Origin of the sequence: Variovorax terrae, from assembly GCF_022809125.1 — a bacterium.
GTDB classification, from domain to species: domain Bacteria; phylum Pseudomonadota; class Gammaproteobacteria; order Burkholderiales; family Burkholderiaceae_C; genus Variovorax_A; species Variovorax_A terrae.
Map to the genome: position 1 here is coordinate 536,285 of NZ_JALGBI010000002.1, position 24,183 is coordinate 560,467.

The 24,183-nt window shown below is 67.2% G+C and carries 25 protein-coding genes; 13 read left to right on the top strand and 12 right to left on the bottom strand.

What is annotated here, in order from left to right; translation table 11 throughout:
• Positions 1-136: 136 nt before the first annotated feature.
• Complete coding sequence (locus MMF98_RS17995; protein WP_243308194.1) at positions 137-1,798, bottom strand: SulP family inorganic anion transporter; 1,662 nt, start codon at positions 1,796-1,798, stop codon at positions 137-139.
• A 297-nt stretch (positions 1,799-2,095) separates the two neighbouring features.
• Between MMF98_RS17995 and MMF98_RS18000 the strand changes: the two genes are divergently transcribed.
• The 5 genes from MMF98_RS18000 (at position 2,096) to MMF98_RS18020 (ending at position 7,948) form a co-directional block, all read left to right on the top strand.
• Positions 2,096-3,532, top strand: coding sequence for an NAD-dependent succinate-semialdehyde dehydrogenase (locus MMF98_RS18000; protein ID WP_243308196.1), 1,437 nt, complete (start codon positions 2,096-2,098; stop codon positions 3,530-3,532).
• Positions 3,533-3,611: 79 nt separating this feature from the next.
• Positions 3,612-4,739: a porin gene (locus tag MMF98_RS18005; RefSeq protein WP_243308198.1), complete on the top strand. Its 1,128-nt coding sequence runs from the start codon at positions 3,612-3,614 to the stop codon at positions 4,737-4,739.
• Positions 4,740-4,768: 29 nt separating this feature from the next.
• Entirely contained in the window at positions 4,769-5,731 is a 963-nt protein-coding gene (locus MMF98_RS18010; protein WP_243308199.1) for a tripartite tricarboxylate transporter substrate-binding protein, read from the top strand.
• Positions 5,732-5,759: 28 nt separating this feature from the next.
• The gene (locus MMF98_RS18015; RefSeq protein WP_243308200.1) at positions 5,760-6,509 is read left to right on the top strand and encodes an SDR family NAD(P)-dependent oxidoreductase; all 750 of its coding nucleotides are present in this window, start codon (positions 5,760-5,762) and stop codon (positions 6,507-6,509) included.
• Positions 6,506-7,948, top strand: a complete 1,443-nt coding sequence (locus MMF98_RS18020) for a flavin-containing monooxygenase (RefSeq protein ID WP_243308201.1) — start codon at positions 6,506-6,508, stop codon at positions 7,946-7,948. The genes MMF98_RS18015 and MMF98_RS18020 overlap by 4 nt, the downstream gene beginning before the upstream one ends.
• 28 nt (positions 7,949-7,976) lie before the next feature.
• On the opposite strand, the gene MMF98_RS18025 is transcribed toward MMF98_RS18020, so the two are convergent.
• The 4 genes from MMF98_RS18025 to MMF98_RS18040 are packed head-to-tail and all read right to left on the bottom strand — an operon-like array spanning position 7,977 to position 11,858.
• Positions 7,977-8,492: a MarR family winged helix-turn-helix transcriptional regulator gene (locus MMF98_RS18025; RefSeq protein ID WP_243308202.1), complete on the bottom strand. Its 516-nt coding sequence runs from the start codon at positions 8,490-8,492 to the stop codon at positions 7,977-7,979.
• Between the two features lie 39 nt (positions 8,493-8,531).
• On the bottom strand, positions 8,532-9,854 hold the full coding sequence (locus MMF98_RS18030) for a sulfatase family protein (protein ID WP_243308681.1): 1,323 nt from the start codon (positions 9,852-9,854) through the stop codon (positions 8,532-8,534).
• Between the two features lie 17 nt (positions 9,855-9,871).
• Positions 9,872-10,882, bottom strand: coding sequence for a Bug family tripartite tricarboxylate transporter substrate binding protein (locus MMF98_RS18035; protein WP_243308203.1), 1,011 nt, complete (start codon positions 10,880-10,882; stop codon positions 9,872-9,874).
• A gap of 16 nt (positions 10,883-10,898) precedes the next feature.
• On the bottom strand, positions 10,899-11,858 hold the full coding sequence (locus MMF98_RS18040) for a Bug family tripartite tricarboxylate transporter substrate binding protein (protein ID WP_243308204.1): 960 nt from the start codon (positions 11,856-11,858) through the stop codon (positions 10,899-10,901).
• Between the two features lie 88 nt (positions 11,859-11,946).
• Between MMF98_RS18040 and MMF98_RS18045 the strand changes: the two genes are divergently transcribed.
• Positions 11,947-12,480 (top strand): MarR family winged helix-turn-helix transcriptional regulator, encoded by a 534-nt coding sequence (locus MMF98_RS18045; protein ID WP_243308206.1) that lies wholly within the window; start codon positions 11,947-11,949, stop codon positions 12,478-12,480.
• Positions 12,481-12,604: 124 nt separating this feature from the next.
• The gene (locus MMF98_RS18050; RefSeq protein ID WP_243308211.1) at positions 12,605-13,105 is read left to right on the top strand and encodes a BON domain-containing protein; all 501 of its coding nucleotides are present in this window, start codon (positions 12,605-12,607) and stop codon (positions 13,103-13,105) included.
• Positions 13,106-13,150: 45 nt separating this feature from the next.
• Here the strand turns inward: MMF98_RS18050 and MMF98_RS18055 are convergent, their stop codons facing one another.
• From MMF98_RS18055 to MMF98_RS18070, 4 genes are all read right to left on the bottom strand, one after another.
• Positions 13,151-14,320 carry a zinc-binding metallopeptidase family protein gene (locus MMF98_RS18055; protein ID WP_243308212.1) on the bottom strand — a complete coding sequence of 390 codons (1,170 nt, stop codon included), beginning with the start codon at positions 14,318-14,320 and terminating at the stop codon, positions 13,151-13,153.
• A 90-nt stretch (positions 14,321-14,410) separates the two neighbouring features.
• On the bottom strand, positions 14,411-14,725 hold the full coding sequence (locus MMF98_RS18060; protein ID WP_243308213.1) for a BON domain-containing protein: 315 nt from the start codon (positions 14,723-14,725) through the stop codon (positions 14,411-14,413).
• Positions 14,726-14,819: 94 nt separating this feature from the next.
• A complete protein-coding gene (locus MMF98_RS18065; RefSeq protein WP_243308214.1) occupies positions 14,820-14,984 on the bottom strand; it encodes a DUF1328 domain-containing protein in 165 nt (54 codons plus the stop codon).
• Between the two features lie 156 nt (positions 14,985-15,140).
• Positions 15,141-16,481 (bottom strand): sensor histidine kinase, encoded by a 1,341-nt coding sequence (locus MMF98_RS18070; protein WP_243308215.1) that lies wholly within the window; start codon positions 16,479-16,481, stop codon positions 15,141-15,143.
• A gap of 96 nt (positions 16,482-16,577) precedes the next feature.
• On the opposite strand from MMF98_RS18070, the gene MMF98_RS18075 reads away from it, so the two are divergent.
• Positions 16,578-17,216: a response regulator gene (locus MMF98_RS18075; protein ID WP_243308218.1), complete on the top strand. Its 639-nt coding sequence runs from the start codon at positions 16,578-16,580 to the stop codon at positions 17,214-17,216.
• On the opposite strand, the gene MMF98_RS18080 is transcribed toward MMF98_RS18075, so the two are convergent.
• The 3 genes from MMF98_RS18080 to MMF98_RS18090 form a co-directional block, all read right to left on the bottom strand.
• Positions 17,206-17,604 (bottom strand): response regulator, encoded by a 399-nt coding sequence (locus tag MMF98_RS18080; RefSeq protein WP_243308221.1) that lies wholly within the window; start codon positions 17,602-17,604, stop codon positions 17,206-17,208. The genes MMF98_RS18075 and MMF98_RS18080 overlap by 11 nt on opposite strands.
• Before the next feature lie 212 nt (positions 17,605-17,816).
• Entirely contained in the window at positions 17,817-18,599 is a 783-nt protein-coding gene (locus MMF98_RS18085) for an inositol monophosphatase family protein (protein ID WP_243308222.1), read from the bottom strand.
• Positions 18,600-18,603: 4 nt separating this feature from the next.
• Positions 18,604-19,395: a GntR family transcriptional regulator gene (locus MMF98_RS18090; RefSeq protein ID WP_243308223.1), complete on the bottom strand. Its 792-nt coding sequence runs from the start codon at positions 19,393-19,395 to the stop codon at positions 18,604-18,606.
• Between the two features lie 116 nt (positions 19,396-19,511).
• Here MMF98_RS18090 and MMF98_RS18095 point away from each other — a divergent pair, with 116 nt between their 5' ends.
• The 5 genes from MMF98_RS18095 (at position 19,512) to MMF98_RS18115 (ending at position 24,047) form a co-directional block, all read left to right on the top strand.
• Positions 19,512-19,793, top strand: coding sequence for an SAF domain-containing protein (locus MMF98_RS18095; RefSeq protein ID WP_243308224.1), 282 nt, complete (start codon positions 19,512-19,514; stop codon positions 19,791-19,793).
• 120 nt (positions 19,794-19,913) lie between these two features.
• Entirely contained in the window at positions 19,914-21,089 is a 1,176-nt protein-coding gene (locus MMF98_RS18100) for a UxaA family hydrolase (RefSeq protein ID WP_243308226.1), read from the top strand.
• Positions 21,089-22,027: a hydroxyacid dehydrogenase gene (locus MMF98_RS18105; RefSeq protein WP_243308227.1), complete on the top strand. Its 939-nt coding sequence runs from the start codon at positions 21,089-21,091 to the stop codon at positions 22,025-22,027. Before MMF98_RS18100 ends, MMF98_RS18105 begins: the two co-directional genes overlap by 1 nt.
• Positions 22,028-22,031: 4 nt before the next feature.
• Positions 22,032-23,042, top strand: coding sequence for an Ldh family oxidoreductase (locus MMF98_RS18110; protein WP_243308229.1), 1,011 nt, complete (start codon positions 22,032-22,034; stop codon positions 23,040-23,042).
• Between the two features lie 30 nt (positions 23,043-23,072).
• Positions 23,073-24,047 (top strand): Bug family tripartite tricarboxylate transporter substrate binding protein, encoded by a 975-nt coding sequence (locus tag MMF98_RS18115; RefSeq protein ID WP_243308231.1) that lies wholly within the window; start codon positions 23,073-23,075, stop codon positions 24,045-24,047.
• The last annotated feature ends 136 nt before the right edge of the window (positions 24,048-24,183 follow it).

Sequence of the window (24,183 nt, forward strand, 5' to 3'; positions counted from 1 at the left end):
GCGAAGTCCCAGGACTACCCAGACCCATTGGCTATCAGTTTCAATTTGCCGTTGAAAATCAATCCCGGATCAGTTCGCATGGCATGTGTCTGCAGCGCGCCGGGGGCAGAAGCCATTCAAGACGCACGGTTGCATGCTAGGTCTCGGCGGTCTGCTGCAGCGCGGCCATGGTCTCGGCATCGGTGCGGTACAGGCGCAGCAGCGGTCCTTCGGACAGCTCTCCGGCGCGCCGCAGCACCGTCTCCACCGGCAGCTTGATGCCGCTGATGTGCAGCGTGATGCCGCGCGCGGCCAGCACCTGGCGGATCTGGCCGAAGATCTCCACCCCGGTGGCGTCGATGCGGTTGATCGGCTGCGCGAACAGGCAGACATGGCGCACCGCGGGCTGCGCCGCGACCTGGTCGCTGATGGCGCGCTCCAGGCTGGTGGCCGAGGCGAAGTCCAGCTCCGCGTCCATGCGCAGGGCATAGAGGCCGGGCGCCAGCGGCGGCAGGTGCCACAGGTGGCGGTCGCGCAGGCTGCCGTCGGGATGCAGGCCCACTTCGATGATGCGCGGGTGCAGGCGCTGGTACAGGAAGTGCAGCAGGCCCATCATCAGTCCCGTGATCACGCCCCAGTACAGGCGCGGCGCGCTCAGCACCGTGACGGCGAAGGTCACGCTGCCGGTGGCCGCCTCCACGCGCGAGACGCGCCACAGCCGCGCGAAGGCCGCGGGCTTGAGCGTGCCGTAGATCGCGGCCACCACCACGGCCGCCAGCACCGACTGCGGCACGTAGTGCAGCACCGGGGTGAGCAGCAGCAGCGCCAGCAGCACCACGACCACCGAGACGAGGGTGGCCCAGCCGGTCTGCGCGCCTGCGAACAGGTTGAGCGCCGAGCGCGAGAACGAGGAGCTGGTGGGAAACGCGCCGCTGAAGGCCGAGGTGATCTTGGCCAGGCCCTGGCCGATCAGGTCCTGGTCCTGATCCCAGCGGTGGCCGCCGCGCTGGCTGTCCACCTTGGCGCTGGAGGCCGTTTCGAGGAAGCTCACCAGCGTGATCACCAGCGCCGGCACCATCAGTTCGCCCAGGGCCTGCCACGGCAGCAGCGAGGGAACGTAGAACGAAGGCAGGCCCGCCGCCAGCGCGCCCACGACCTTGCCACCCGAGGCCTCGAAGCCCAGGCCGGCGCTCAGGCCCGCGCTCAGCCCCACCACCAGCACCACGGCCGGAAAGCGCGGCGACCAGCGCCGCGCCAGCACCAGCGCCGCCAGGCTGCCGAGCCCGAAGGCCGCCGCGGCCAGATTCACTTCAGGCTGCGCGAGCATGCCGGCCCAGTCATGCCGGAAACCCAGCAGCGCGGGTAGCTGCGAGGCCAGGATCAGCACTGCCGCCGCTTGCGTGAAGCCGGTGAGCACGGGCGAGCTCACCACGTTGAGCAGCCAGCCGAAACGCATGAAGCCCAGCCCCACCTGCAGCAGGCCCGACAGCAGCGCGAGCCAGACGGCCAGGTTGATCCACTGCGGGCTGCCGGGCTCGGCCAGGCCCGTGAGCGAGGACGCCACCAGCAGGCAGGTGAGCGCCGTCGGCCCGACCGACAGCCGCGTGGACGAACTCCACAGCACCGCAACCAGCGCGGGCAGCATCGAGGCGTAGATGCCCGTCACCAGCGGCATGCCGGCCAGCGCCGCATAGGCCACGCCCTGCGGGATCACCATCAGGCCGACAGTGAGGCCGGCCCACAGCTCGCCGTGCAGCAGGTGGCGGGTGGGGCGGGGCCAGGCGAGGAAGGGGAACCAGCGATGCAGAGAGGAGGGCATGCGCTCGATGTTAAGGCACCGCCTGCCCGGCGGGCCTCCCCGCGGCTGCAAACGAGGCAGATGCACGCCAGTCCTCTCTCACAGAAGCTCTGCGCCGCGACATGTCCTTGGGGCGGATGGCCCCTGGCGAGGGGTCGCACAACGGTCAGGGTAATTCCCTGTGCGAATTGTTTTCAACAATTAGCCGCCGGGTTACGAAGATGGCGCCCATCACACCTCACCCCCGTGTCGACGGGTCGTTTCGAAAGAAGCGGCCGGCTTGTTGGCTGGGGCCTTGGACAGGAATGGACGCAACGCATGATCTACCCCGATACCCAGCTACTCATCGACGGCGAATGGTGTGATGCCGCCGACGGCCGCACCCTGCCTGTGCTCGATCCTGCGACGGGTGGGACCATCGGCTGCGTGGCGCACGCTGCCATCGCTGATCTGGATCGCGCGTTGGAGGCCGCGGCTCGCGGCTTTCTGGCTTGGCGCGATGTGCCCGCCATCGAACGTGGCCAGGCGCTGCGGCGGGCTGCTCAACTGATGCGTGAGCGTGCCGACGCCATCGCCTATGTGCTGACTCGGGAGCAAGGAAAACCGCTGGCCGAGGCTCTCGCCGAGACACACATGGCGGCAGAGGTGATCGAGTGGTTCGCCGAGGAAGCGCGCCGCCTCTATGGTCGCGTGGTGCCCCCGCGCCAACTATCGGTGCAGCAACTGGTCCTACGCGATCCGGTGGGGCCTGTGGCGGCATTCACTCCCTGGAATTTCCCCATCAACCAGGCCGTACGCAAGGTGGCGGCAGCCTTGGCGGCCGGCTGTTCCATCCTCGTCAAAGCGCCGGAAGAAACACCGGCCGCGCCCGCCGCTCTGGTGCGCGCCTTCGTCGATGCAGGTATACCGGCAGGCACCGTCGGTCTGGTGTTCGGGGATCCGGCCCAGATATCGGCCCATCTGATTGCCCACCCCGTCATACGCAAGGTCACTTTCACGGGCTCGACGCCCGTGGGCAAGCAGTTGGCGGCGCTGGCTGGTGCGCACATGAAGCGGGTGACGATGGAACTGGGAGGGCATGCGCCCGTCATCGTGGCGGAGGATGCCGATGTCGCAGGGGTCGCCCGTGCCAGTGCGGCCGCCAAATTCCGCAATGCCGGCCAGATCTGTGTTGCGCCGACGCGTTTTCTGGTGCACGAGTCCATTCACGACGAATTCGTGCGTGAGTTGGTGCTCAATGCGCGGTCGCTGACGCTGGGTCACGGTCTTGAAGCGCGCACCACGCTCGGTCCGCTGGCCAACGCCCGCCGCCTGGCGGCGATGGAGCAACTCACCCGCGATGCCGTGCAGCGTGGCGCGCAACTGGCTACCGGCGGAGCGCGGGTTGGCGAGCAAGGAAATTTCTTTTCTCCCACGGTGTTGACCGGCGTGCCAACGGACGCCCGCGCCTTCAACGACGAGCCTTTCGGCCCGATAGCGGCCGTGCAACGCTTCCGGTTTCTCGACGAGGCCATCGCCGAGGCCAACCGATTGCCCTACGGACTCGCGGGCTATGCCTTTACCCAGTCGCTGAAGACGGCTCATCTGCTGAGTCAGCGGCTGGAGTTGGGTTTGCTCTGGATCAATCAGCCTGCGCCGGCCTGGCCCGAGTTGCCGTTCGGTGGCGTCAAGGATTCCGGCTTCGGTTCCGAGGGTGGGCCGGAGGCGCTGGAGGCCTACACCAGCACCAAAACGGTGTCGGTGCTATGCCTCTGAGTATTTCGCTTGCCCGCTGCCAGCGGGCTCGGCTGGCCGACCGGAGTTCTCGGCTGATGACAAACGATGAGGAGACATGATGAGACGAAAGATGAAAGCCTGCGGTGCTGCACTCGGGCTACTGTGCGGCCATGCTGGCGCGCAGCCGACGGCCATGGTTTTCGGCGTGGTGGATGTGGGTGTGCAGCGCACCATCGGAGGGGGAAACGGTTCGGTTACCGGAGTGTCCTCATCGGGACTGGGGGCTAGCCAGATCGGGATGCGCGGTACCGAGGAGCTTGGGGGCGGGCTGCGGGCCGGATTTTGGCTCGAGAGTGGCCTTAACCCCGATACAGGCCATGGGCAACTCACCAATATCAACAATCAGTCCAGTGGCTTCGTCGGCGATGGCAGCCTGACTTTCAATCGCCGCTCCTACGTCAGCCTGTCCGGATCGTTCGGCGAACTGCGTTTGGGTCGTGATTTCGTCCCTACGCACTACAACATCTTCGAGTTTGACCCGTTCAATGCCAACGGTGTGGCGCGTGCCGCGAACTTCACCTTTTCTACCGTGGGCACTGGTAACCTGCCCACGACGGTCGTGGCCAGCAATTCGATCAGCTATTGGTTGCCACCTGATCTCGGCGGGTTCTACGGTCTCGCGATGGTGGCGCGTGGCGAGAATGCATCCAACACCAGCAACGCCAAGGACGGCAACATGACCAGCGTCCGGCTGGGCTGGCGCTCCGGCGCGTTCGACATGGCCGCGGCCTTGGGCCGAACGCAATATGCCAAGACAGCGACGCTCGGTGACTACACACACGGCAATCTAGGGGTTTCATGGAACGCGGGCTTCGCCAAGCTGTTCGCGCTCTACAACCTGAGCAAGGTAGCGGTTGCCGGTGGCGATGTGCGCAAGTACACCTGGGAGGTCGGCGCGCACGTTCCGGTCGGTCAGGTAGGGCGGCTACGCCTGAGCCATGCGCGGCTGGATGATCGCAGTGCCGCCACGCTGGCCAATGCGGACGGATCACTGCGCCGTACCAATCAGGCGCGTTTGTATGGGGTGGGCTATGTCCACGACCTGTCCAGGCGGACCGCACTCTATGCCACCTATGCCCGGATCACGAATCAGGGCCAGGCGGCCTATGTCGTGAGCGGTGGTGTAGCACCGCGCCCAGGGAGTCCATCCTCGGGGTTTGAAATGGGCATCCGCCACGCCTTCTGAATTGAACGCTAACTTTGAGGAGACATGTCATGGCATTCTGGAAACAACTGTTGCTGGCCTGCGGAATCGGCCTAGGCCTGCTGCCGGCATTCGCCCAGGAGGCGTCGCCGCTCAGAATACTGGTGGGTTTTCCCGCCGGTGACGTGGGTGATGTCCTTGCCCGGTTGACTGCGGAAAAGATGCGCCCGCTGCTGCATCGCAGCGTCATTGTTGAGAACCGGCCTGGCGCCGGCGGCATGCTTGCCGCCGAGGCGGTGAAGCTTGCGCCGCCCGACGGCAACCTCATCATGCAGGCCCCGCTGGCGACGATGGTGACTTTCCCCTACACCTTCGACAATTTGCGCTACGACCCGATCAAGGACTACGAGCCCGTCGCACTGCTGGCAACCTTTGATCTGGCGATTGTGGTGAATGCCGTGAGCGGCCCCAAGTCCATCGCCGAACTCGCGCAAGCCGCCCGAACCCATCCGCAGATGGCAAATTTTGCCTCACCCGCGGCCGGTAGTCTGCCGCATTTCTTCGGGTTGATGTTCGGCCGGTCGGTCGGGGCTCCGATGGTTCACGTGGCCTACCGTGGTGATGCTCCGGCCAAGCAGGCGCTGCTGGCGGGCGAGGTTGGCATGCTGGTAGCGCCGGTGTCCGCGGTGCTGGAACTGGAGAAGTCGGGCCGGGTGCGGATTCTGGCCACGTCGGGGGGGAAGCGCAGCGTGTTGTTGCCCAAGGTCCTCACGCTGAAGGAGGCCGGTGTCGAGGTGGAAGGCTCAGCCTGGCTGGCGCTGTTTGCTCCGGCCAAAACCCCAAAGCCCATTGTCGAGGCGTTGTCCCGCGCGGCTTTGGCGGTTGTTAACGAACCCGCGATGAAGCAGCGTCTTGCCGACTATGGGCTGGATGTGGCGAACATCGGTCCGCAGGGCCTGGCGGAGGTGATGGCGCGTGACCACAAGCGCTGGTCCGAGGTCATCAAGGAATCCGGGTTCAAAGCCAATCCGTGAACATGCATTACCCCTGAAGAGGATCACCATGAGATTGAAAGACAAGGTCGCCATCATCACCGGTGCGGCCGGCAACATCGGCCTGGCAACGGCCAGGCTTTTTGCACGCGAAGGTGCGCGGCTGGTGCTCATCGATGCCCAGCGCGCGGCTTTGGATGCAGCCTGCAAGGAGTTCGACTCCGTCACCATGCTGCCGATCACCGCGGATGTCACTTCTGCAGAGGACACGATTCGCGTTGCGGACGCAACCATCGCTCGCTTCGGCGGCATCGACATCCTGTTCGCCAATGCGGGCATTGAAGGACTGGTTCAACCTACGGGCGACTATCCCGAGGAAGTCTATGACAAGGTCATGGACGTCAACGTCAAGGGCGTGTTTCTCGGTGTCAAGCACATTGCCCCGCGCATGCGCGAAGGCGGCAGTCTCGTCATGACCTCATCAATCATGGGTCTCATGGGTGCGCCGCGCAATATCGCCTACACCGCCAGCAAGCATGCCGTCGTGGGTCTCATGCGATCGGCCGCGGCCGATCTGGCAGCCCGGCGCATCCGCGTCAATACGGTGCACCCCGGCATGGTCGAAAGCGACATGCTGCGCCGCTTGATCGAGCGCCATCCCGATCCAAAGCAACGCCATGCCGATCTGATCGCGCGCATCAAGCTCGGCCGCTTCGTGGCGCCGGAAGAGATCGCGCATACCGTGCTGTTCTTGTCTTCCGACGAGAGTTGCATGACGACAGGACAGACATTTCTCGTTGACGGCGGCTACCTGGAATGAATACTTCGTCCAACTCTCTTCCCGCGGATGGTGCTCATCGCGTTGTCATCGTGGGAGCAGGCTTCGCTGGCATCGGTCTGGGTGTGCTGCTCAAGCAGGCCGGCGTGAACGACTTCGTCATTCTGGAACGTGCCGACGACATCGGCGGTGTCTGGCGCGACAACCACTACCCAGGTTCCGCCTGCGACATTCCAGCCGTGCTCTATTCATACTCCTTCGAGGTCGAATACCCATGGTCCTCCGGTTATCCGAAACAGCGGGAACTGCTGGACTACATACGCCACGTGGTTGCGAAATACGGCATCGGCCCGCATCTACGCTTTGGCCAGCAGGTGACTGAGGCCGTCTTCGACGACAACAGGCAACGCTGGGTCGTGTCCAGCCAGCAGGGCCAAGCCTGGGAGGGCGAATGCTTCGTGCCCGCCGTGGGTATCTTCAATGACCCGGTGATTCCGCGTCTGGCCGGTCAGGCCGATTTCCGCGGTGAAGCCTTTCACTCTGCTCAATGGCGCGACGGCACGGACGCCACGGGCATGCGCGTGGCCGTCATTGGCACCGGGGCGAGTGCCGTGCAAATCGTTCCCGAGATGGCTCGGATCGCCGCTCAAGTCTCGCTCTACCAGCGCACGCCGCCTTTCGTCGTACCCAAGTCCGTGATCGCCCCCGGCCAGCCGCTATCTGAGCGGGAGCGCATCTTTTCCGAGTTCGAGGCGGTGGCGGGGCGGCGTAAGGATTTCGCGGCCACGCAAGCGGCACAGGATGCGTTCATGCAATACCTGGCGCAGCAGGTACCCGATCCAGCACTGCGCGCCAAGCTCACGCCCGGTTTCACCCTGGGTTGCAAGCGTTCGTTGTTCTCCAATGAGTGGTACCGCGTGCTGCAGCAGCCGAATGTGGAAGTCATCACCGAGGAGATTGAGACGTTGACCAAGACCGGAATATGCACCCGGAATGGCCGGGTCACGGAGGTTGATCTCGTCGTTTACGCGACGGGGTTTAACCCGTCCAACTACCTGCCCGGGATCACCGTGCGTGGGCGTGCGGGAGCACTCCTGGCCGAGGCCTGGCGGGATGGGCCTGAGGCCTACCTGGGTATCACCGTCCATGGATTCCCGAACATGTTCATCCTATTTGGCCCCAATACCAACGTACCCGGCAGCGTGCTTTTCATGCTGGAGTGCCAGGCCCAGTATGTGATGGATGCGCTACGCAGGTTGGTATCCAGCGGAGCTCGCACGATGGAGGTACGTTACGACACGATGCGCCGCTTCTGCGACGGGTTGCAGCAAGACCTGAGAGCGACCACGCAGTCGGCCACGCATTGCACCAGCTACTACATGAATGCTGCAGGCAAGGTGGTCACGAATTTTCCCGGAACACAGACGCAGTATCGGCAAATGACCCGGGCAGTCGCGCCTGATGACTATCTCCTGCGCTGATGTTGGCGGATCGGCAGTGCCGCGTTCACTACCCGGTGCTGCGCCCCACCCAGCGGCGCCGGCTCCCGCCGCGATGCCGGTCGGCTTGGACCTCCGACGCATTTTCCCGGTTGATCTCGACCGCCTGCCGCGTCAGCGCTTCCAACGATGCAAACAGGGCCTCGCGTGCTTCCGGCGAAATTGCGGACAGGACACGCTCGTTGATCTCATCAATCTGCGGGAACAGTTCGTTGGCCAGATTGATGCCCTTCGGTGTGAGCGTCAAGACCGCGCGACACCGATCGTCGCGTACGGCCGTGCGTTGCATCAAAGACTTCTCGATCAAGCTGGCAATGGCCTTGGATACACGTGCCCGGTCGAGGGAGGCGCGCAGCGCTATCTCCGAGGGCGACAACGGTCCGTCACGGGCCAGCATGGCGAGCAGATGCCATTCGCGACGCGTGATACCGTAGCGACCTTCGCACAGTCGCGTGACGGGGGCGCCCGCCAAGGAAACAAGTCTCCAGAGCCGGAAATTGAGCAGATTTTCAGGATCAATCTTCATTGCTCAGGTTTTCCGGTCTTCGCCATGAGGCCGATCGGCCTAACGTTGCGGCATGTCCTTGGCGGAGTAGCCCAGGCTCACGGTGGCGTCTTCCGGGATCGGCGGCATGGTGGCGTCCCAGTCCTGCCAGGCGGCGCGCAGGCGGGCCAGGCGCTCGGGCTCGCGCGCCGCCAGGTTGGCGCGCTCGCGCTCGTCGGCGGGCAGGTTGAAAAGGTACTCGTGGCCGTCGACCTGCAGGTACTTCCAGTCGCCGTCGCGCAAGGCGCGCTGGCCGCGGTGGTTCATGCGCCAGTGCAGCGGCCGGCGGAACTGGTGCCCGGCGTCGCGCAGCACGGGCATCAGCGACAGGCCGTCCAGCGGATAGGCCGGATCGGCGGCCACGCCCGCGGCATCGAGCATCGTGGCCGACCAGTCCATGGTCATGCAGTGCTGGGCGCTCACGCCGCCCGGGGCGATGGCGGCCGGCCAGTGCGCGATCCAGGGCACGCGGATGCCGCCTTCGGTCAGGTCCATCTTGCCGCCCACCAGTGGCCAGTTGTCGGAGAAGCGCTCGCCGCCGTTGTCGCTGGTGAACACCACCAGGGTGTTGTCGGCCAGGCCGTGCTTCTTCAGCGCCTCCATCACCCAGCCGATGCCCTCGTCCATGTGGTGGATCATGCGGCGGTAGGTGTGGATGTTGCCGCCGTGCAGGTGGAACAGGTTGCTCTTCACTTCCTGTGCCAGCGCCTCGTCGTCGCGGGTTTCCCAGGGCCAGTGCGGCGCGGTGTAGTGCAGGCTCAGGAAGAACGGGGCGTCCTGCTGCGCCATGCGCTCCACGTAGTCGACGGCGCGGTGCGAGAGCAGGTCGGTCAGGTAGCCGTCCTCCTGGCGTTCCTCCTCGCCGAACCACAGGTCGTGGTGGCCTGCGGAGCTGCAATGGGTGAAGTAGTCCACGCCGCCCGACATCGGGCCGAAGAATTCCTCGTAGCCCGAGCGCAGCGGTCCGAAGCTCGGCGGGTAGCCCAGGTGCCACTTGCCGATCAGCGCGGTGCGGTAGCCGCTGTCCTTGAGCAGCGAGGGCAGCGTCGGGTGCTCGGGCGGCAGGCCCAGGGTGGTGCTGCCGCGGCTCTTGCTGTTGATCGGCTCCTCGGCCGCGCCGCGCAGGCGGTACTGGTAGCGCGCCGTCATCAGCGCGAAGCGCGTGGGCGAGCACACCGGCGAGTTGGCGTAGCCCTGCGTCAGGCGCAGGCCGTTGGCGGCCAGGCCGTCGAGCACGGGCGACACGGGCTCGCGGCCGCCGTAGCAGCCGAGGTCGGCGAAGCCCAGGTCGTCGGCGACGATGAAGATGATGTTGGGGCGCTGCTGGGGGTTCTGGGTGGCCATGATGTCGGGCGGCTGTTTCAATCGGATGCGACGAAGTTGGTGGCTTTCATGATGCGGGCCCAGCGCTCGATGTCCTCGCGCATGGTCTTCACCAGGGCGTCGGGCCCGTCGCCGACCGGGTACATGCCGTTGAGCAGCAGTTGCTGGCGCACCTCGCGCGTGTTGACGGCCCGGGTGAGCTCGGCGCGCAGCAGGTCCAGCACCGGCCTGGGCGTCTTCGCCGGGGCATAGTAGGCGAACCAGGCCGCGGCGATCACGTCCTTGTAGCCGAGCTCGACGAAGGTCGGGATGGCCGGCATCGGCGGCGAGCGCCTGGCGCCGCTGGTGGCGAGCACCTTCACGCGGCCGGTGGGCTGCATGGTGATGGCGCCGCCCACGGTGTCGAAGTACACCGGCACGGTGCCGCCCATCAGGTCCTGGCGCGCCGGCGTGGAGCCGCGGTAGGGCACGTGCACCATCTGCAGGCCGGCGGCGCGGTTGAGCATTTCGCCGAGGAAGTGCGAGGGCGTGCCCGCGCCATAGGAGGCGAAGCTGACCTTGTTGCCGTTGGGGCCCTGGGTCTTGGCCCAGGCGATGAACTCGGGCACGGTGCTGGCCGGCACGTCCTTGTGCACCACCATGGCGAGCTCGAAGCTGGCCGCGTTGATGAGGGGCGAGAAGTCCTTGATCGGGTCGTAGCTCAGGTTCTTGTAGGCGCTGGGGAACATGGTCATCATGCTGGCCGTGCCCAGCAGCAGGGTGTGGCCGTCGGGCTCGGCGGTCTTCACCGTGTCCACCGCAATGCGGCCGGACGCGCCCGACTTGTTGTCGATGATGAGCGGGCCCAGCGAACTGCGCACCGCATCGGCGACGGCGCGCGTCAGCACGTCCTGCGTGCCGCCGGCGGGAACGCCGATCAGCACCCGGGTGGGCTTGGACGCAAAGCCCTGCGTCTGCGCTTGCGCCTGCGACGCGAGCGGCGCCAGCGCGAGGCCGCCGAGGGCGGCCAGGGCCTGGCGGCGGCCGGGCTGGAAGTTCGGGAAAGTCATGAAATCTCCTGGGAATTCAGGGCTGGTAGCCCGATTTCTGCACCACCGGCGTCCACTGCGCGCGGAATGCCTTGAGCATGGCGTCGGTCTGCGCCCGGGTGCTGGCCACCGGGGTCATCTTGGCATCGACGAATTTGCGGACGGTGTCCGGGTCCTGCATCACCTCGTGCACGGCCGCAGCAAGGCGCTCGACCTTGGCGCGCGGCATGCTGGCCGGCGCGTAGAGCGTGTTCCAGCCGGTGGCCACGAGGTCGAGCCCGGCTTCCTTGAACGTGGGGATGTCCGGGGCATAGGGCGAGCGCCTGTCGCTCGAAATGGCGAGGATGCGGACCCGGCCGGCCTCATGCTGCGGCAGCGCGGTGTCGAAGGTGTCGAACGCGACGGCCACCTGGCCGCCCATGAGGTCGGTCAGCAGCGGCGCCGAGCCGCGGTAGCCGACCACCTGCGCCTGGACCCGGGCCTTCTCGCCCATCATGAGGCTGAAGAAATGCGGCAGGCTGCCGGTGGCCGGTACGCCGAAATTGGCTTTCTCGGGATTGGCGCGCAGCCAGGCCAGCAGGTGCGACAGCTCGCGCACCGGCACGGCGGAGGCCACCGCGAGCGCGAATTCGTAGTTGTTGACGTGCGAGACCGGCACGAAATCGCGCTCGGGGTCGTAGCCGTTGTCCTTGAACACCAGCGGCGCCACCACCATCACCGCCGGGTTGGCGAGCATCAGCACGTTCTGACCGGCCGGGGTGGCCTTGACCTGTTGGGCCGCCAGGCGTCCGCCGGCGCCGGTCCGGTTCTCCACCACCACGGGCACGCCGAGGCGGGCCTGCAGCTTCTCGCCCACGATGCGCGCCACCCGGTCGTTCGAGCCGCCCGGTGCGTAGCCCACCACGATGCGCAGCGGGCCGTCCAGCGGCTGCGCCTGCGCACACAGGGCAGCGGCAGCGCAGGTGAGCGCGAGCCACGCGCGAAAGCGGTTGAACATGGGGGAGTCTCCTGGTGCAGGTTTGTCAGGGCACTGTAATGGCCGGACAATTGATTGTTCTAATCAATCATTCATGGGGCTTACCCTGATGACCTACCTGCCTGATGCGCCCCGCCTGGGCCATCCCAAGTCGATGGACGACCTGCTGCTGTACCGCCTGAGCCGGCTGCTCGGCGTGGCCGGCAGCATGGTGATCCGGCTGTGCGAAGGGCGTTTCGGCATCACGCGGCGCGAGTGGCGCGTGCTGGCGCTGCTGGCTCAGGACGAGGGGCTGCTGTCGTCGCAGCTGGCCGAGCGCGCGCAGCTCGACCGGGCGCGCACCTCCCGGGCCATCACCTCGCTGGTGGCCAAGCGGCTGCTGGTGCGCCAGCCGCGGCCGGGCGACCGGCGCCAGGCCGCGCTGGCGCTGACCGATGGTGGCCGGGCCCTGTATGCGGAACTGTTCCCGCTGGTGGTGCAGCTCAATGCCAGCCTGCTGTCGGTGCTGGAGGGCAGCGACGTGCACCGGCTGGATGCCGCGCTCGACGAACTGCAGCAGCGCGCCGATGCGATGGTGGCGCAGGCCGAGCTGCCCAAGGCCGACCGGCGGCGCGGCGGGCGGACGCATCGGGGCATGGATTGAGCAGTCATCCGCTTGTCCTACACGAACATCGGCCTTGTCCGACGCGCCCCGGCTGGCAGGCTGCCTAAAGTGAATGTGTCCTGGAGGCGTGCCTCCGGACCCACCCATTGCCAAGGAGCCTTTCATGAATTCAAGTCATTTCCGCGCTGCCGGCCGCCGCTTCGGCGGGGCCGCCGCCGCGGTCTCGGCCGCCGCGCTGCTGCTGGCGCTCGGCGCCTGCAGCAAGCAGCAGGACAACGCCACCGTGGGCCAGCAGATCGATTCCGCCGTCGCCAAAACCGAGCAGGCGGCCGAGAAAGCCAAGGACGAAGCCCAGTCCTCGATGGCCGCGGCCGGATCCGCCGTGAAAGACGCGGCGCAGGACGCCAAGGCCACGACCCAGGAGACGGTCGACAAGATGTCCGCCACGATCGACGATGCCACGATCACGGCGGCCGTCACCGCCGGCCTGGCCAAGGACCCGGACCTGAGCGCGATCAAGATCAACGTGGACACCCAGGGCGGCCGCGTGAGCCTGACCGGCCCGGCGCCCTCCGCCGAGGCGCGCGAGCGTGCTTCAGTCATCGCGAAGAGCATCAAGGGCGTGCAGGCCGTCGACAACCAGCTCACCATCAAGGCGGGTTGATCCGCGCCCGGGCGCGCGGCCCCGCATGAGCGGCCTGCGCCGGGCTCAGGCCGCAGCCGGAGGGCTTGTCTTTTGCGCGGCCTGCGGAGCGGCAACGGGCGTTGCCGCTGCCGCCGCGGGACCTGTCGAGGCCTGGATGACGTCGTGCACGTAGCGCAGCTTGCGCAGGGCGCCTTCCCTCAGCGCGAAGGGGTAGGCGTCGTTCTGGCCCAGGCTGCGGTTGAGGCTGTTGAGCAGCAGCGTCACCGGCACCCACTGGCGCACCATCTCGTCGAAATCGCTGTCGCCGGCCGCGAACGGATTGGCGACGGGGCCGGAGGCGCCGGCAGCCTGGCCCGGTCCGGCGCCCGGCACCACCACCGTGGTCTGGTAGGTGGAGGCGGTTTCGAGCAGGTCCACCATGTGCAGATAGTGCGCCCAGGTTTCGGCCCAGTCCTCCCACGGGTGGGCCGTGGCGTAGGCGCTCACATGCGCTTCCTGCCACGCGTCGCCGGCGCTGGCACCGGCGGCGTAGTGCGCCTCCAGGGCCTTCAGGTAGTCGGCGGATTCGTCGCCGAACACCTCGCGGAACGACGCCAGCCGTTTCGGCGCCAGGATCAGCCGGTCCCAGTAGTAGTGCCCTGATTCATGGCGCAGATGGCCCAGCAGGGTGCGGTAGGGCTCATGCAGGGCGAGGCGCCGGCGCGCCCGCTCGTCGTCGTCCGCTTCGGCGACATTGAGCGTGATGACGCCCTGGCGGTGGCCCGTCAGCACCGGGGGCTCGCCCGGCAGGTCGGCCAGGAACTCGAAGACCGGGGCCTCGACCGGGGCCGTGCCGGACACGGTCGGCATCAGCCCGAGCCGGGCCAGCGTGTAGTACAGGCGCCGCTTGGCGGCCTCGATGCGGTACCAGCGCTCCAGGTTCGAGGGCGCCGACAGGTCGGGCAGGAGCCGCGTTTGCCGGCAGGAGAGGCACAGCGGGTTGGCGTCGTCCGCCGGCACGGCGAAATTGCAGGCCTGGTACAGGTCGTGGTTGCGGCACATCCGGTAGCGCGTGCCGTCGGCCTCGCCGTCCCTGCGCTGCCACAGCGCCGGGGCCGCCGCGCCGGGCACCGGCTCCAGCGCGGCCAGCGTGAGCGGCCCGGGTAGGAAGGCCAGCGTGCTGTCGCAGTTCAGGCACGTCACGTTCTCGAAGAAAACCGGGTGGCCGCAATGGTCGCAATTGAAGATCTTCATGGGCGTTCAGGGCGTGCATGCAACAAGGCAGGCGCCGGAATATGCTTCCGGCGCCTGCCTTGCATTGTGGACCGGCCCGCAGGCCGAGGCTCAGGGACGGACCACGATGTTGTTGCGTACCTCGCGCACGCCCTTGGCGTCGCGCGCCAGCCTTTCGGCCTGGGCCTTTTCGGTGGCAGATTTTGCGAAGCCCGACAGCTGCACCGTGCCATTGAGCGTTTCCACGCTGATGGCCGAGGCCGAGACGGTGGTGTCGTCCACGAACTTGGCCTTCACGGCCGTGGTGATGGCAGTGTCGTCGACATACGCTCCCACGGTCTCCTGGTTGCGTGTCACGGCGCAACCGGTGGTCAGCACCGTGAGGCCTGCCAGGGCGGCGAAAGCGAGGGCACGAGCGTGTTTCATGGTAGTTCCTTTTCTCGGGTTGATGGAGCGGTGGTGCCACGGCAGGGAGCCTGGCCGGTGGACGGCACCCCATCCACCGGCCTCGGGAGAGGCGCTAGCTTTTCTTCACCAGGCTGATGATGAAGCTGACGATGGCCATGATCGCGAAGATGAAGAAGAGGATCTTCGCGATCTCCACCGCGCCGGCAGCAATGCCGCCGAAGCCGAAGACGGCCGCGATCAATGCGATGACCAGAAACACAACGGCGTAGTGCAGCATGTCGATCTCCTTGCGGGAGGCTCCCGTGGGCGGTGTTCCTCCGGTGAAGCACCTGGCATCAGGTTAAGCCCCAGGCCCGCCGGGCCGCATCAGCGGCCGCCGTGCGCGCGTGTCGGTGACTGCGAGAGGCCGCTGTAGGACGGCACCCACAGGGCTCTACGGGCTCTTGGGCAGCGTCGCCGACACATGCGTGCCCCGGCCTTCGCTGGACGCCACGCTGAGCCGCCCGCCGCTGGCCTCGACGCGGTGCCGCATGCCCGCCAGGCCGTGGCTGGCCGGGCGGATGCGCGTGGTGTCGAAGCCCTGGCCGTCGTCCCGCACCGACACCGTGACGTAGGTGCCGTAATTCAGCAGGGTGATCTCCACCTGCCGCGCCTGGGCGTATTTGGCGATGTTGGTCAGCGATTCCTGCACCAGCCGGTAGATGGTGAGCTGGGTCGCCTCGTCCACGTCGGCGGCCTCGAAGCTGGTGGTGATGTCCAGGCCCGAGCGTTCGCCGAACTCGCGCGCCAGGATCTCCAGCGAGGCCACCAGCCCGAGGTTGGCCAGCGACGAAGGCCGCAGGTCCTCGATGATGCGGCGCTTCAGCGCGATGCCGCTGTTGAGCGTGTCGTTGAGGTGCATCAGGCGCTGGGTGACGTCGACCGACTCACCGCCGACCCGGGACTTCAGGCGGGCCACATCGAGCTTGGCGGCGGTGAGCAGCGCGCCCAGCTCGTCATGCAGCTCGCGCGCCAGATGGCCGCGCTCCTGCTCGCGCACCTGCTGCAGGTGCGTGGCCAGCTCGGCCAGGCTGGCGGTGCGCTCCCTGACGAGCTTGCCGAGCAGATCCCGCTCCTGCTGCAGGGCCTGCTGCTGCTGCTGCGCCGCGAGCCTGAGCGCATTGCTCTGGCGCAGGTAGAGATAGAACGCCAGCAGGCCCGCCATGGCCACCATGGCGATGCCGATGCGCGAGAGCTGCAGCGATTTCGCGATCTGCTCCTGGCTCAGCTCCATCTTCTGCGAGCTGATGGCGATCAGTTTCGTGGACTGCTCGCGGATCAGGTCCATCTGCTCCTTGCCGACGTCCGTGGTCAGCACGAACTTCCAGGCATCCTCGTTGCCCTTCTTGCGCAGCCGCACCGACACGTCCATTTCCGACAGCTTGCGCGACACGCTCTGGGCCAGCGTGCTGAACACCGCGTTTTCCTGCGGGTACGCCGCATAGAACTGGCGCAGGGCGTCCAGGTTCTTCGAGATGTCGTTCATCGCGAGGTCGTAGGGCTCCAGGTACCTCGGGTCGCCGGTGAGCAGGTAGCCGCGCTGGCCGGTCTCGGCGTCCAGCATGTACTGCAGCAGCTTGTTGACGTTGGCCCGGATCTGCTGGGCCTCCGAGATGCTCTGCACCGCGTGCATGGACTGGTTGTACCCGGTCTCGTTGATGCCGACCAGCGCGCAGGCGGCCAGCACGGCGAGCGGCAGGCTGATCGCCATTTTCGGAATTGAAGGCCAGCGCATGATGTTCTTCTCCGATCAGCGGAATGAGTAATTCGTGAATAATCGTACTTGGCACCGCGCACCCCGCACGGACAGAGTACAGAGAAAGACACTGACATGATTGAAATCGGGATTGTGGACGACCATGCCATCGTGCGCACGGGTCTGCGCCAGTTCTTCTCCGAGCAGGTGGACTTGCGCGTGGTGGGCGAGGCCGCGAGCGGGCGCGAGGCGATCGACCTGGTGCGCAACGTCCCCCTGGACGTGCTGGTGATGGACCTGTCCATGCCCGGGCAGAGCGGCATCGAGGCGCTGGCCATGATCCGCGCCAAGGCGCCCGACGTGGGCATCCTGATCCTGAGCGGCTACCCCGAGGAGCACTACGCCGTCAACCTGATCCGCCAGGGCGCGAGCGGCTACCTCAACAAGGAATGCGATCCGATGGAGATCGTCAACGCGATCCGCACCATCGCGCTGGGGCGGCGCCACATCACGCCGGCCGTGGCGGAGCTGCTGGCGCAGCAGCTCGACCGCAAGGACGGCGGCGAGGCCGCGCCCCACGAGCAGTTGTCCGAGCGTGAGTTCCAAGTGTTCCTCCGGCTGGCCAAGGGCGAGACCGCGGGCGACATCGCCAAGGCGCTGTCGCTCAGCGTCAAGACGGTCAGCACCTACCGCACGCGGCTGATGGAAAAAATGGGCCTGGCCTCCAACAGCGACCTGACCTACTACGCGCTGAAAAACGGCCTCATTGACTGAAGCTGCCGCTGTGGGGGGCGCTGCATTGGGCGATGCAGTAGTCCACCAGGGCGTCGATCTCATTGGATTTGTCGAATACCGCGTCGACCCCCATCTGCGCGCAGCGCTTGCGCATGTCGGTCGTGGCGTAGTTGCTGAGCACCACCACCCGCTGGCCGGGGCGGCGGTCGCGGCAGGCCTCGAGCACGCCCAGCCCGCTGCCCTGCTTGAGAAACAGGTCCACGATGGCAAGGTCCCACTGCTCGCTGTTCTGGGCGAGCCAGGCGCGGCTCTCGTTCTCCGTCTCGGCGGTGCCCACGGCGGTGATGCAGGTGAGCTCTTCCAGCGTCCCGATCAGGTTCTCGCGGATGGTGGCGTTGTCTTCAACGATGTATGTTCTCAGTCCCACGGTGATTCCAGATGTCAGGGCCTCGGCCCGGCTGCCTTCCACGCTGTGGCCGGCAGCCCCACGAGCCATCGAACAGCCTGCGTCCCACAATGTAGTCCCGCCCGGAAAATAATTGTGCCAGCCACTGTGTCGGTTACACGTAGGACGGAGCCTACAGCCGCCCCGACTGTCGGTTGCGGACGACAGCGAACGGGCGCGCAGGGGAAGAAGCTTCAGCGCCCGGGCTGCAGGCAGTGCTGCCACGCGGCCTCGATGGCCGGCGTGGCGGCGCACAGGAACTGGCTGTCCAGCAGGGGCCGGCCGTCCCGGGCCGCGATGCGCGCGCCGCTTTCCTGCAGCAGCACGATGCCGGCCGCCGCGTCCCAGGCGCCCATGCCGCGTTCCCAGAAGGCGTCGATCCGGCCGGCAGCCAGATAGGCCAGCTCCAGCGCCATCGAGCCGCTGCGCCGCACCTGGCCGAAGCAGCGGATCACGCGGCCGAACTCGTCGAGGTAGCCGTCCATGAACGGCGCGCGGGGCTTGGGGAACACGGTGGCGGCGATGCATTGCAGCGGGTCGCCGCGGCTCGCGCAGCGCAGCGGCTGGCCGTTGAGCATGGCCCCGGCGCCGCGCGCGGCGGCGAACACCTCGCCCCGGCACGGATCGGCGATCACGCCGAGCACCGGTTCGCGGTCGATGGCGAGGGCGACCGACACCGCGTACTGCGGATAGCCGCGCACGTAGTTCGCGGTGCCGTCGATCGGATCAACGATCCAGGTTGGCGCCTCGGTGAGTGCGCCGCCGCTTTCCTCGCCCAGGAACGCGCTGCCGGGCAGGACCTGCAGCAGCCGGCCGCGCAGCCACTGCTCGGCTTCCAGGTCGATGTCGGTGGCCACGTCGCCCGGCGCCTTGTGCCGCACCCCGGCCGGATCCAGGCGCTCGCGCTGTTGCCGGATTTGAGTGGCAATCTCGGCAGAGGTCCGCACCACGCGGTCAAGTGTTGCTACCAAATCCATAGCGTCACATGCGCTTGGACAGCACGCTCACGTAGTCGTGCGACTGGGTGTTGATGGTCGAGATGCGGAACTCCACGGGCTTCTCGCCGAACGTGAGCGCGATGCGGTGCACTTCGAGCACGGGCTGGCCGGCGGGAATGCCGAGGATGCGCGCGACCTGGCGGCTGGCCGCCGTCGCGCGCGCGCGTTCCTGGGCCCGCAGCACGGTGATGCCGTGGTTGGTCTGGTACAGGTTGTAGATCGTGCTGGGGCGCTCCCTGAAGCACTTCTCGGTCAGGCCCTTGAACAGCAGGGCCGAGATGACGAGGTGGTCGTGCACCACGGCGCGGCCGTCGAGCGACAGCCGGTTGTCGATGCGGAACACCGGATCGCCCGGCTTGATCCGCAGGGCGGCGGCCTCCATCTCGTCGGCGCGGGCCTTCTCGAACTCGACGCACTCCACCAGCGGGTATTCGCGCTCCGGCCCGGCCTCGCCGTAGCGCAGGTCCTGGCGCGGCTCCACATGGAAGAAGTGGAACAGGAAGCGGTCGTCGTTGTGCAGGGCAACGTAGGTGCCCTTGCCCTGGCGCCGCACCAGCACGTGTTCATGCACCAGCTCGTCGACGGCCTTGCGCAGCGTGCCGATGCTGACCTGCAGCGCGCGCGAGATCTCGGTTTCGCTGGGCAGCGTCTCGCCCGGTCCGCAGCGTCCGGATTCGATCAGGCGCAACAGTTCGCGCTTGACCTGCCGGTACAGGGGGACCGAGCCGGTGTCGGTCAGCGGCAGCAGGCCATGGGGGGTGGAGCGAAGGTTCACGGCCCGAGTGTAGCGGCACCTCTCCATACATCCAGGTCATTCAGATGACTTGATTGACACCGGAAAAGCGCTCACTAGACTGCGGCATTTCCGTGACCCCGCAATCTGGAGACTCAATGATTCATTTCGTGTTGCATGACGCCAAGGACACCGTGGCCGTCGTGGTGGTGGAAGGTGTGAAGGCCGGCACGGCCATGACCGGCTGGATCATGGACGAGGACCGCATGATCGACGTCAAGGCCCAGCAGGACATCCCGATCGGCCACAAGGTCGCGCTCAAGGACATGGCCGTGGGCGACACCGTGTGGAAGTACGGCATCGACATGGGCAAGGTGGTGGCGCCGATCCAGGCCGGCCAGCACGCCCACGTGCACAACATCAAGACCAAGAGGTGGTAAGTCCCCGAAGCGGCCTGCGGCCGCCTCCCCCCAAGGGGAGCGACGCCCGTGGCCTGGTGAAGCCAGTGCCACGGCGTCTGTTGGAAAAGACACGGGCATCAAACATATTCGGAGCATTTCATGAGCGTCATTGACAAGAACACAACTTTCCTCGGGTACCGCCGCGAGAACGGCCGCGTGGGCGTGCGCAACCACGTCATCATCCTGCCGCTGGACGACCTGTCCAACGCCGCGGCCGAGGCCGTGGCCCACAACATCAAGGGCGCGATGGCGATCCCGCACCCCTATGGCCGCCTGCAGTTCGGCGCCGACCTGGAGCTGCATTTCCGCACGCTGATCGGCGCGGGCTGCAACCCCAACGTGGCGGCGGTCGTCGTCATCGGCATCGAGGACGGCTGGACCAAGAAGGTGGTGGACGGCATCGCCACCACCGGCAAGCCGGTGACGGGCTTCGGCATCGAAGGCCATGGCGACCACGACACCATCATGCGCGCCAGCCAGGCCGCGCGCGAGTATGTGCAGTGGGCCAGCGAGAAGCAGCGCGAGGTCTGCGCCATCTCCGAGCTCTGGGTGTCCACCAAGTGCGGCGAATCCGACACCACCTCGGGCTGCGGCGCCAACCCCACCGTGGGCAATGCCTTCGACAAGCTGCACCCGCTGGGCAACTACCTGTGCTTCGGCGAGACCAGCGAGATCACCGGTGGCGAGAACATCGTGGCCGAGCGCTGCGCCAGCGACGCCGTGCGCGAGCAGTTCATGTTCATGTTCAACCGCTACCAGGACATGATCAACCGCCACAAGACCAGCGACCTGTCCGACAGCCAGCCGACCAAGGGCAACATCGCCGGCGGCCTCACCACCATCGAGGAGAAGGCGCTGGGCAACATCCAGAAGATCGGCAAGAAGTGCACGGTCGACGGCGTGATCGACAAGGCCGAGATGCCCACGCACCCGGGCCTGTGGTTCATGGACTCGTCCTCGGCCGCCGCCGAGATGGTGACGCTGTGCGCGGCCTCGGGCTACGCGGTGCATTTCTTCCCCACGGGCCAGGGCAACGTGATCGGCAACCCGATCGTGCCGGTCATCAAGATCTGCGCGAATCCGCGCACCGTGCGCCTGATGAGCGAGCACATCGACGTCGACACCTCGGGCCTGCTGCAGCGCGAGATCACGCTCGACCAAGCTGGCGACAAGCTGCTCGAATGCATGCTGCGCACCGCCAACGGCCGCCTGACCGCGGCCGAGGCGCTGGGCCACCGCGAGTTCGTGCTGACGCGCCTGTTCGAGTCGGCCTGATGGCGCGCATCGTCATCAGCGAGTTCATGGACGAGCGCGCCGTGGCGCTGCTGCGGCCGCGCCATGAGGTGCTGTACGACCCAGGCCTCGTGGATGACGCGCTGCGCCTGCAGGCCGAGGCCGCCGCCTGCGACGCCCTGGTCGTGCGCAACCGCACCCAGGTGCGCGGCGATCTGGTGCGCGCCCTGGCGCGCTGCCGGGTCGTGGGCCGCCTGGGCGTCGGGCTCGACAACATCGACGTGGCGGCCTGCGAGGCGCAGGGGATGCAGGTGATCCCGGCCACCGGCGCCAATGCCCTGAGCGTGGCCGAGTACGTGGTGGCCTCGGCCATGCTGCTGCTGCGCGGCGCCTTCGCTTCGAGCTCCGACGTGGCGCAGGGCCGCTGGCCGCGCAACGCCCTGAGCCAGGGCCGCGAAACGGCGGGCAAGACGCTGGGCATCATCGGCTTCGGCTCGATCGGCCAGACCACGGCGCGGCTGGCGCGCGGGCTCGGCATGGACGTGATCGCCTACGATGCGCTGCTGGGCGCGGGCGATGCCGTCTTCGGGCAGGCCGGCGTGCGCTGCGCCACGCTGGATGAAGTGATCGGCCAGTCGGATGTGGTGACCCTGCATGTGCCGCTGGTCGAGGCCACGCGCGGGCTGTTCGGCGCGGCGCGCATCGCTTCCATGAAGCGCGGCGCGGTGCTGATCAACACCTCGCGCGGCCACATCGTGGACCTGGCCGCCCTGGCGGCGGCGCTGCGCTCGGGCCAGCTCGGCGGCGGCGCCATCGACGTGTTCGATGCCGAGCCCCTGCCGCCCAGTCCTGGGCTGGAGGATTGTCCGAACCTGGTGCTCACGCCGCATATCTCCGGGGTGAGCGCCGAGTCCAACGAACGCGTGTCGTTCATGATCGCGGAACGGGTGCTGCAAGCCCTGGCCGCCGAGGTGAGCTGAAGTGGTGCAACTGCTGTCCTGGGATCAAGCGACGGAACTGGCCGCGCGCGCGCTGCGCCGGGCCGGCGCCCACGAGGCCATGGCCGCCAGCACGGCGCGCGCGCTGGTGCTGGCCGAGGCCCAGGGCCTGGCCTCGCACGGCCTGAGCCGCGTGGCGCAGTACGCCACGCACCTGCGCAACGGGCGCGCCGATGGCGCGGCGGTGGCAGAGGTGGCGCGGCGCAAGGGCGCGGCCGTGCTGGTCGATGCCTGCCAGGGCCTGGCCTTTCCGGCCTGCGACCTGGCCGTGCGCGAGGCCGTGGCCACGGCGCAGGAACTGGGCGTTTGTTTCGCGGGCGTGACCCACAGCCACCATTGCGGCGTGGTCGTGGACCACCTGCGCGCGGCCGCGGCCGCCGGCCTGGTGGGACTCGGTTTTGCCAATTCGCCGGCCGCCATGCCCGCGGCAGGCGGGCGCCATCCGGTGTTCGGCACCAACCCGGTGGCCGCGGTGTTCCCGCGCCGCGCCGCCGATCCGCTGCTGATCGACCTGTCGCTCAGCGAGGTGGCGCGCGGCAAGCTCATGGTGGCGGCCAAGGAGGGCCGGCCGATTCCCCTGGGCTGGGCGCTGGACAAGGACGGCCAGCCCACGACCGACCCCCGTGCCGGCCTGGAAGGCTCGATGCTGCCGATCGGGGCCGTCAGCAGCCCCAAGGGCTCGATGCTGGCGCTGATCGTCGAGCTGCTGGTGACGGCGGTGATCGGCGCGCAGTTCGGCTTCGAGGCCTCGTCGTTCTTCGTGGACGAAGGCAACGCGCCGCGCATCGGCCAGGCCTTCATCGTGATTGACCCGGGCGCGCTGGCTGGCGCGCAGGTGTACTACGAGCGCATGGAAACGCTGATGGCGGAGATACTCAAGGATGATGGCGTCCGGCTGGCGGGCGCACGGCGCCTGCAGCTCGAAGCCAAGGCGCGGGTGCAGGGCCTGACGATTCCGCAGGCCCTGTACCAGTCGCTCGACCAGCTTGCCAGTTGACTTTTTTTCACCAGAGGAAGGAGATGAGACATGAAGCGTCGTGACATCGTGATGGGGGCCGCAGGTGCCTCGCTGGCCGGATGGTCCGGCCTGAGCGCCGCACAGGCCGATTTCCCCAAGTCGGGAACCAACATCAAGTACGTGGTGCCGTTCGCGCCGGGCGGGCTGACCGACGTGATGGCCCGCATCGTCGGGCAGAAGCTCAATGAAGCCTGGAAGGTGCCTGTGCTGATCGAGAACAAGGCCGGCGGCAACGCGCAGATCGGCGCCGAGCAGGTGGCCAAGTCGGCGCCAGACGGCTCCAGCCTGCTGGCCATCACGCTCACGCACGCGGCCAACGTGGCGCTGTTTCCCAATGCGCCCTACAGCTTCATGCGCGATCTGCGCCCGGTGGCCCTGCTGGCGGGCTCGCCGATGCTGATCGTGGTGCCGGCCAACAGCCCGATCAAGGACTTGCAGGATCTGATCGCGGTGTCCAAGACCCGGCAGCTCAACGCCGGCTCCAGCGGCAACGGCACGCCGCCGCACCTCACCATGGCGCTGTTCAACGACCTGAACAAGACCAAGATGACGCACGTACCCTACCGCGGCGGCGCACCCTCCATGACCGACCTGATCGGCGGCCAGCTCGACGTGATCTTCTCCAACTTCCCCGAGTCGGTGGCCCATGTGAAGGGCGGCAAGCTGCGCGCGCTGGCCATCTGCAGCCTGGGCCGCCATCCGCAGGTGCCCGACGTGCCCACCACGCTGGAAGCCGGCATGCCGGGGCTGTTCGTGGAGAACTGGACCGCCGCGATGATCCAGTCGAAGACGCCCGACGCCATCGTCGACAAATACTCGCGCGAGATGATCAAGATCATGTTCAGCCGCGAAGTCGAGGAGCGCGCCCGGCAGCAGGGTTTCCGGGTCAGCCCCAAGGGCGCGGACGAGTTCGCGGTGTTCCTCAAGGGTGAGGTGGAACGCTGGAGCCGCATCATCAAGACGGCCAAGATCACGGCAACTTGAAGTAAAGCAACCCCCAGGCTTCGCGCTTTGCGCTACGCCTCCCCCCTTCCGCTACGCGAAGGGGGCTGAGCCCTTACACAAAAGGTCCAGTGGACCTTTTGTGACTGGCGAAGAGCCGGGGCACTGGCCCGGCGCG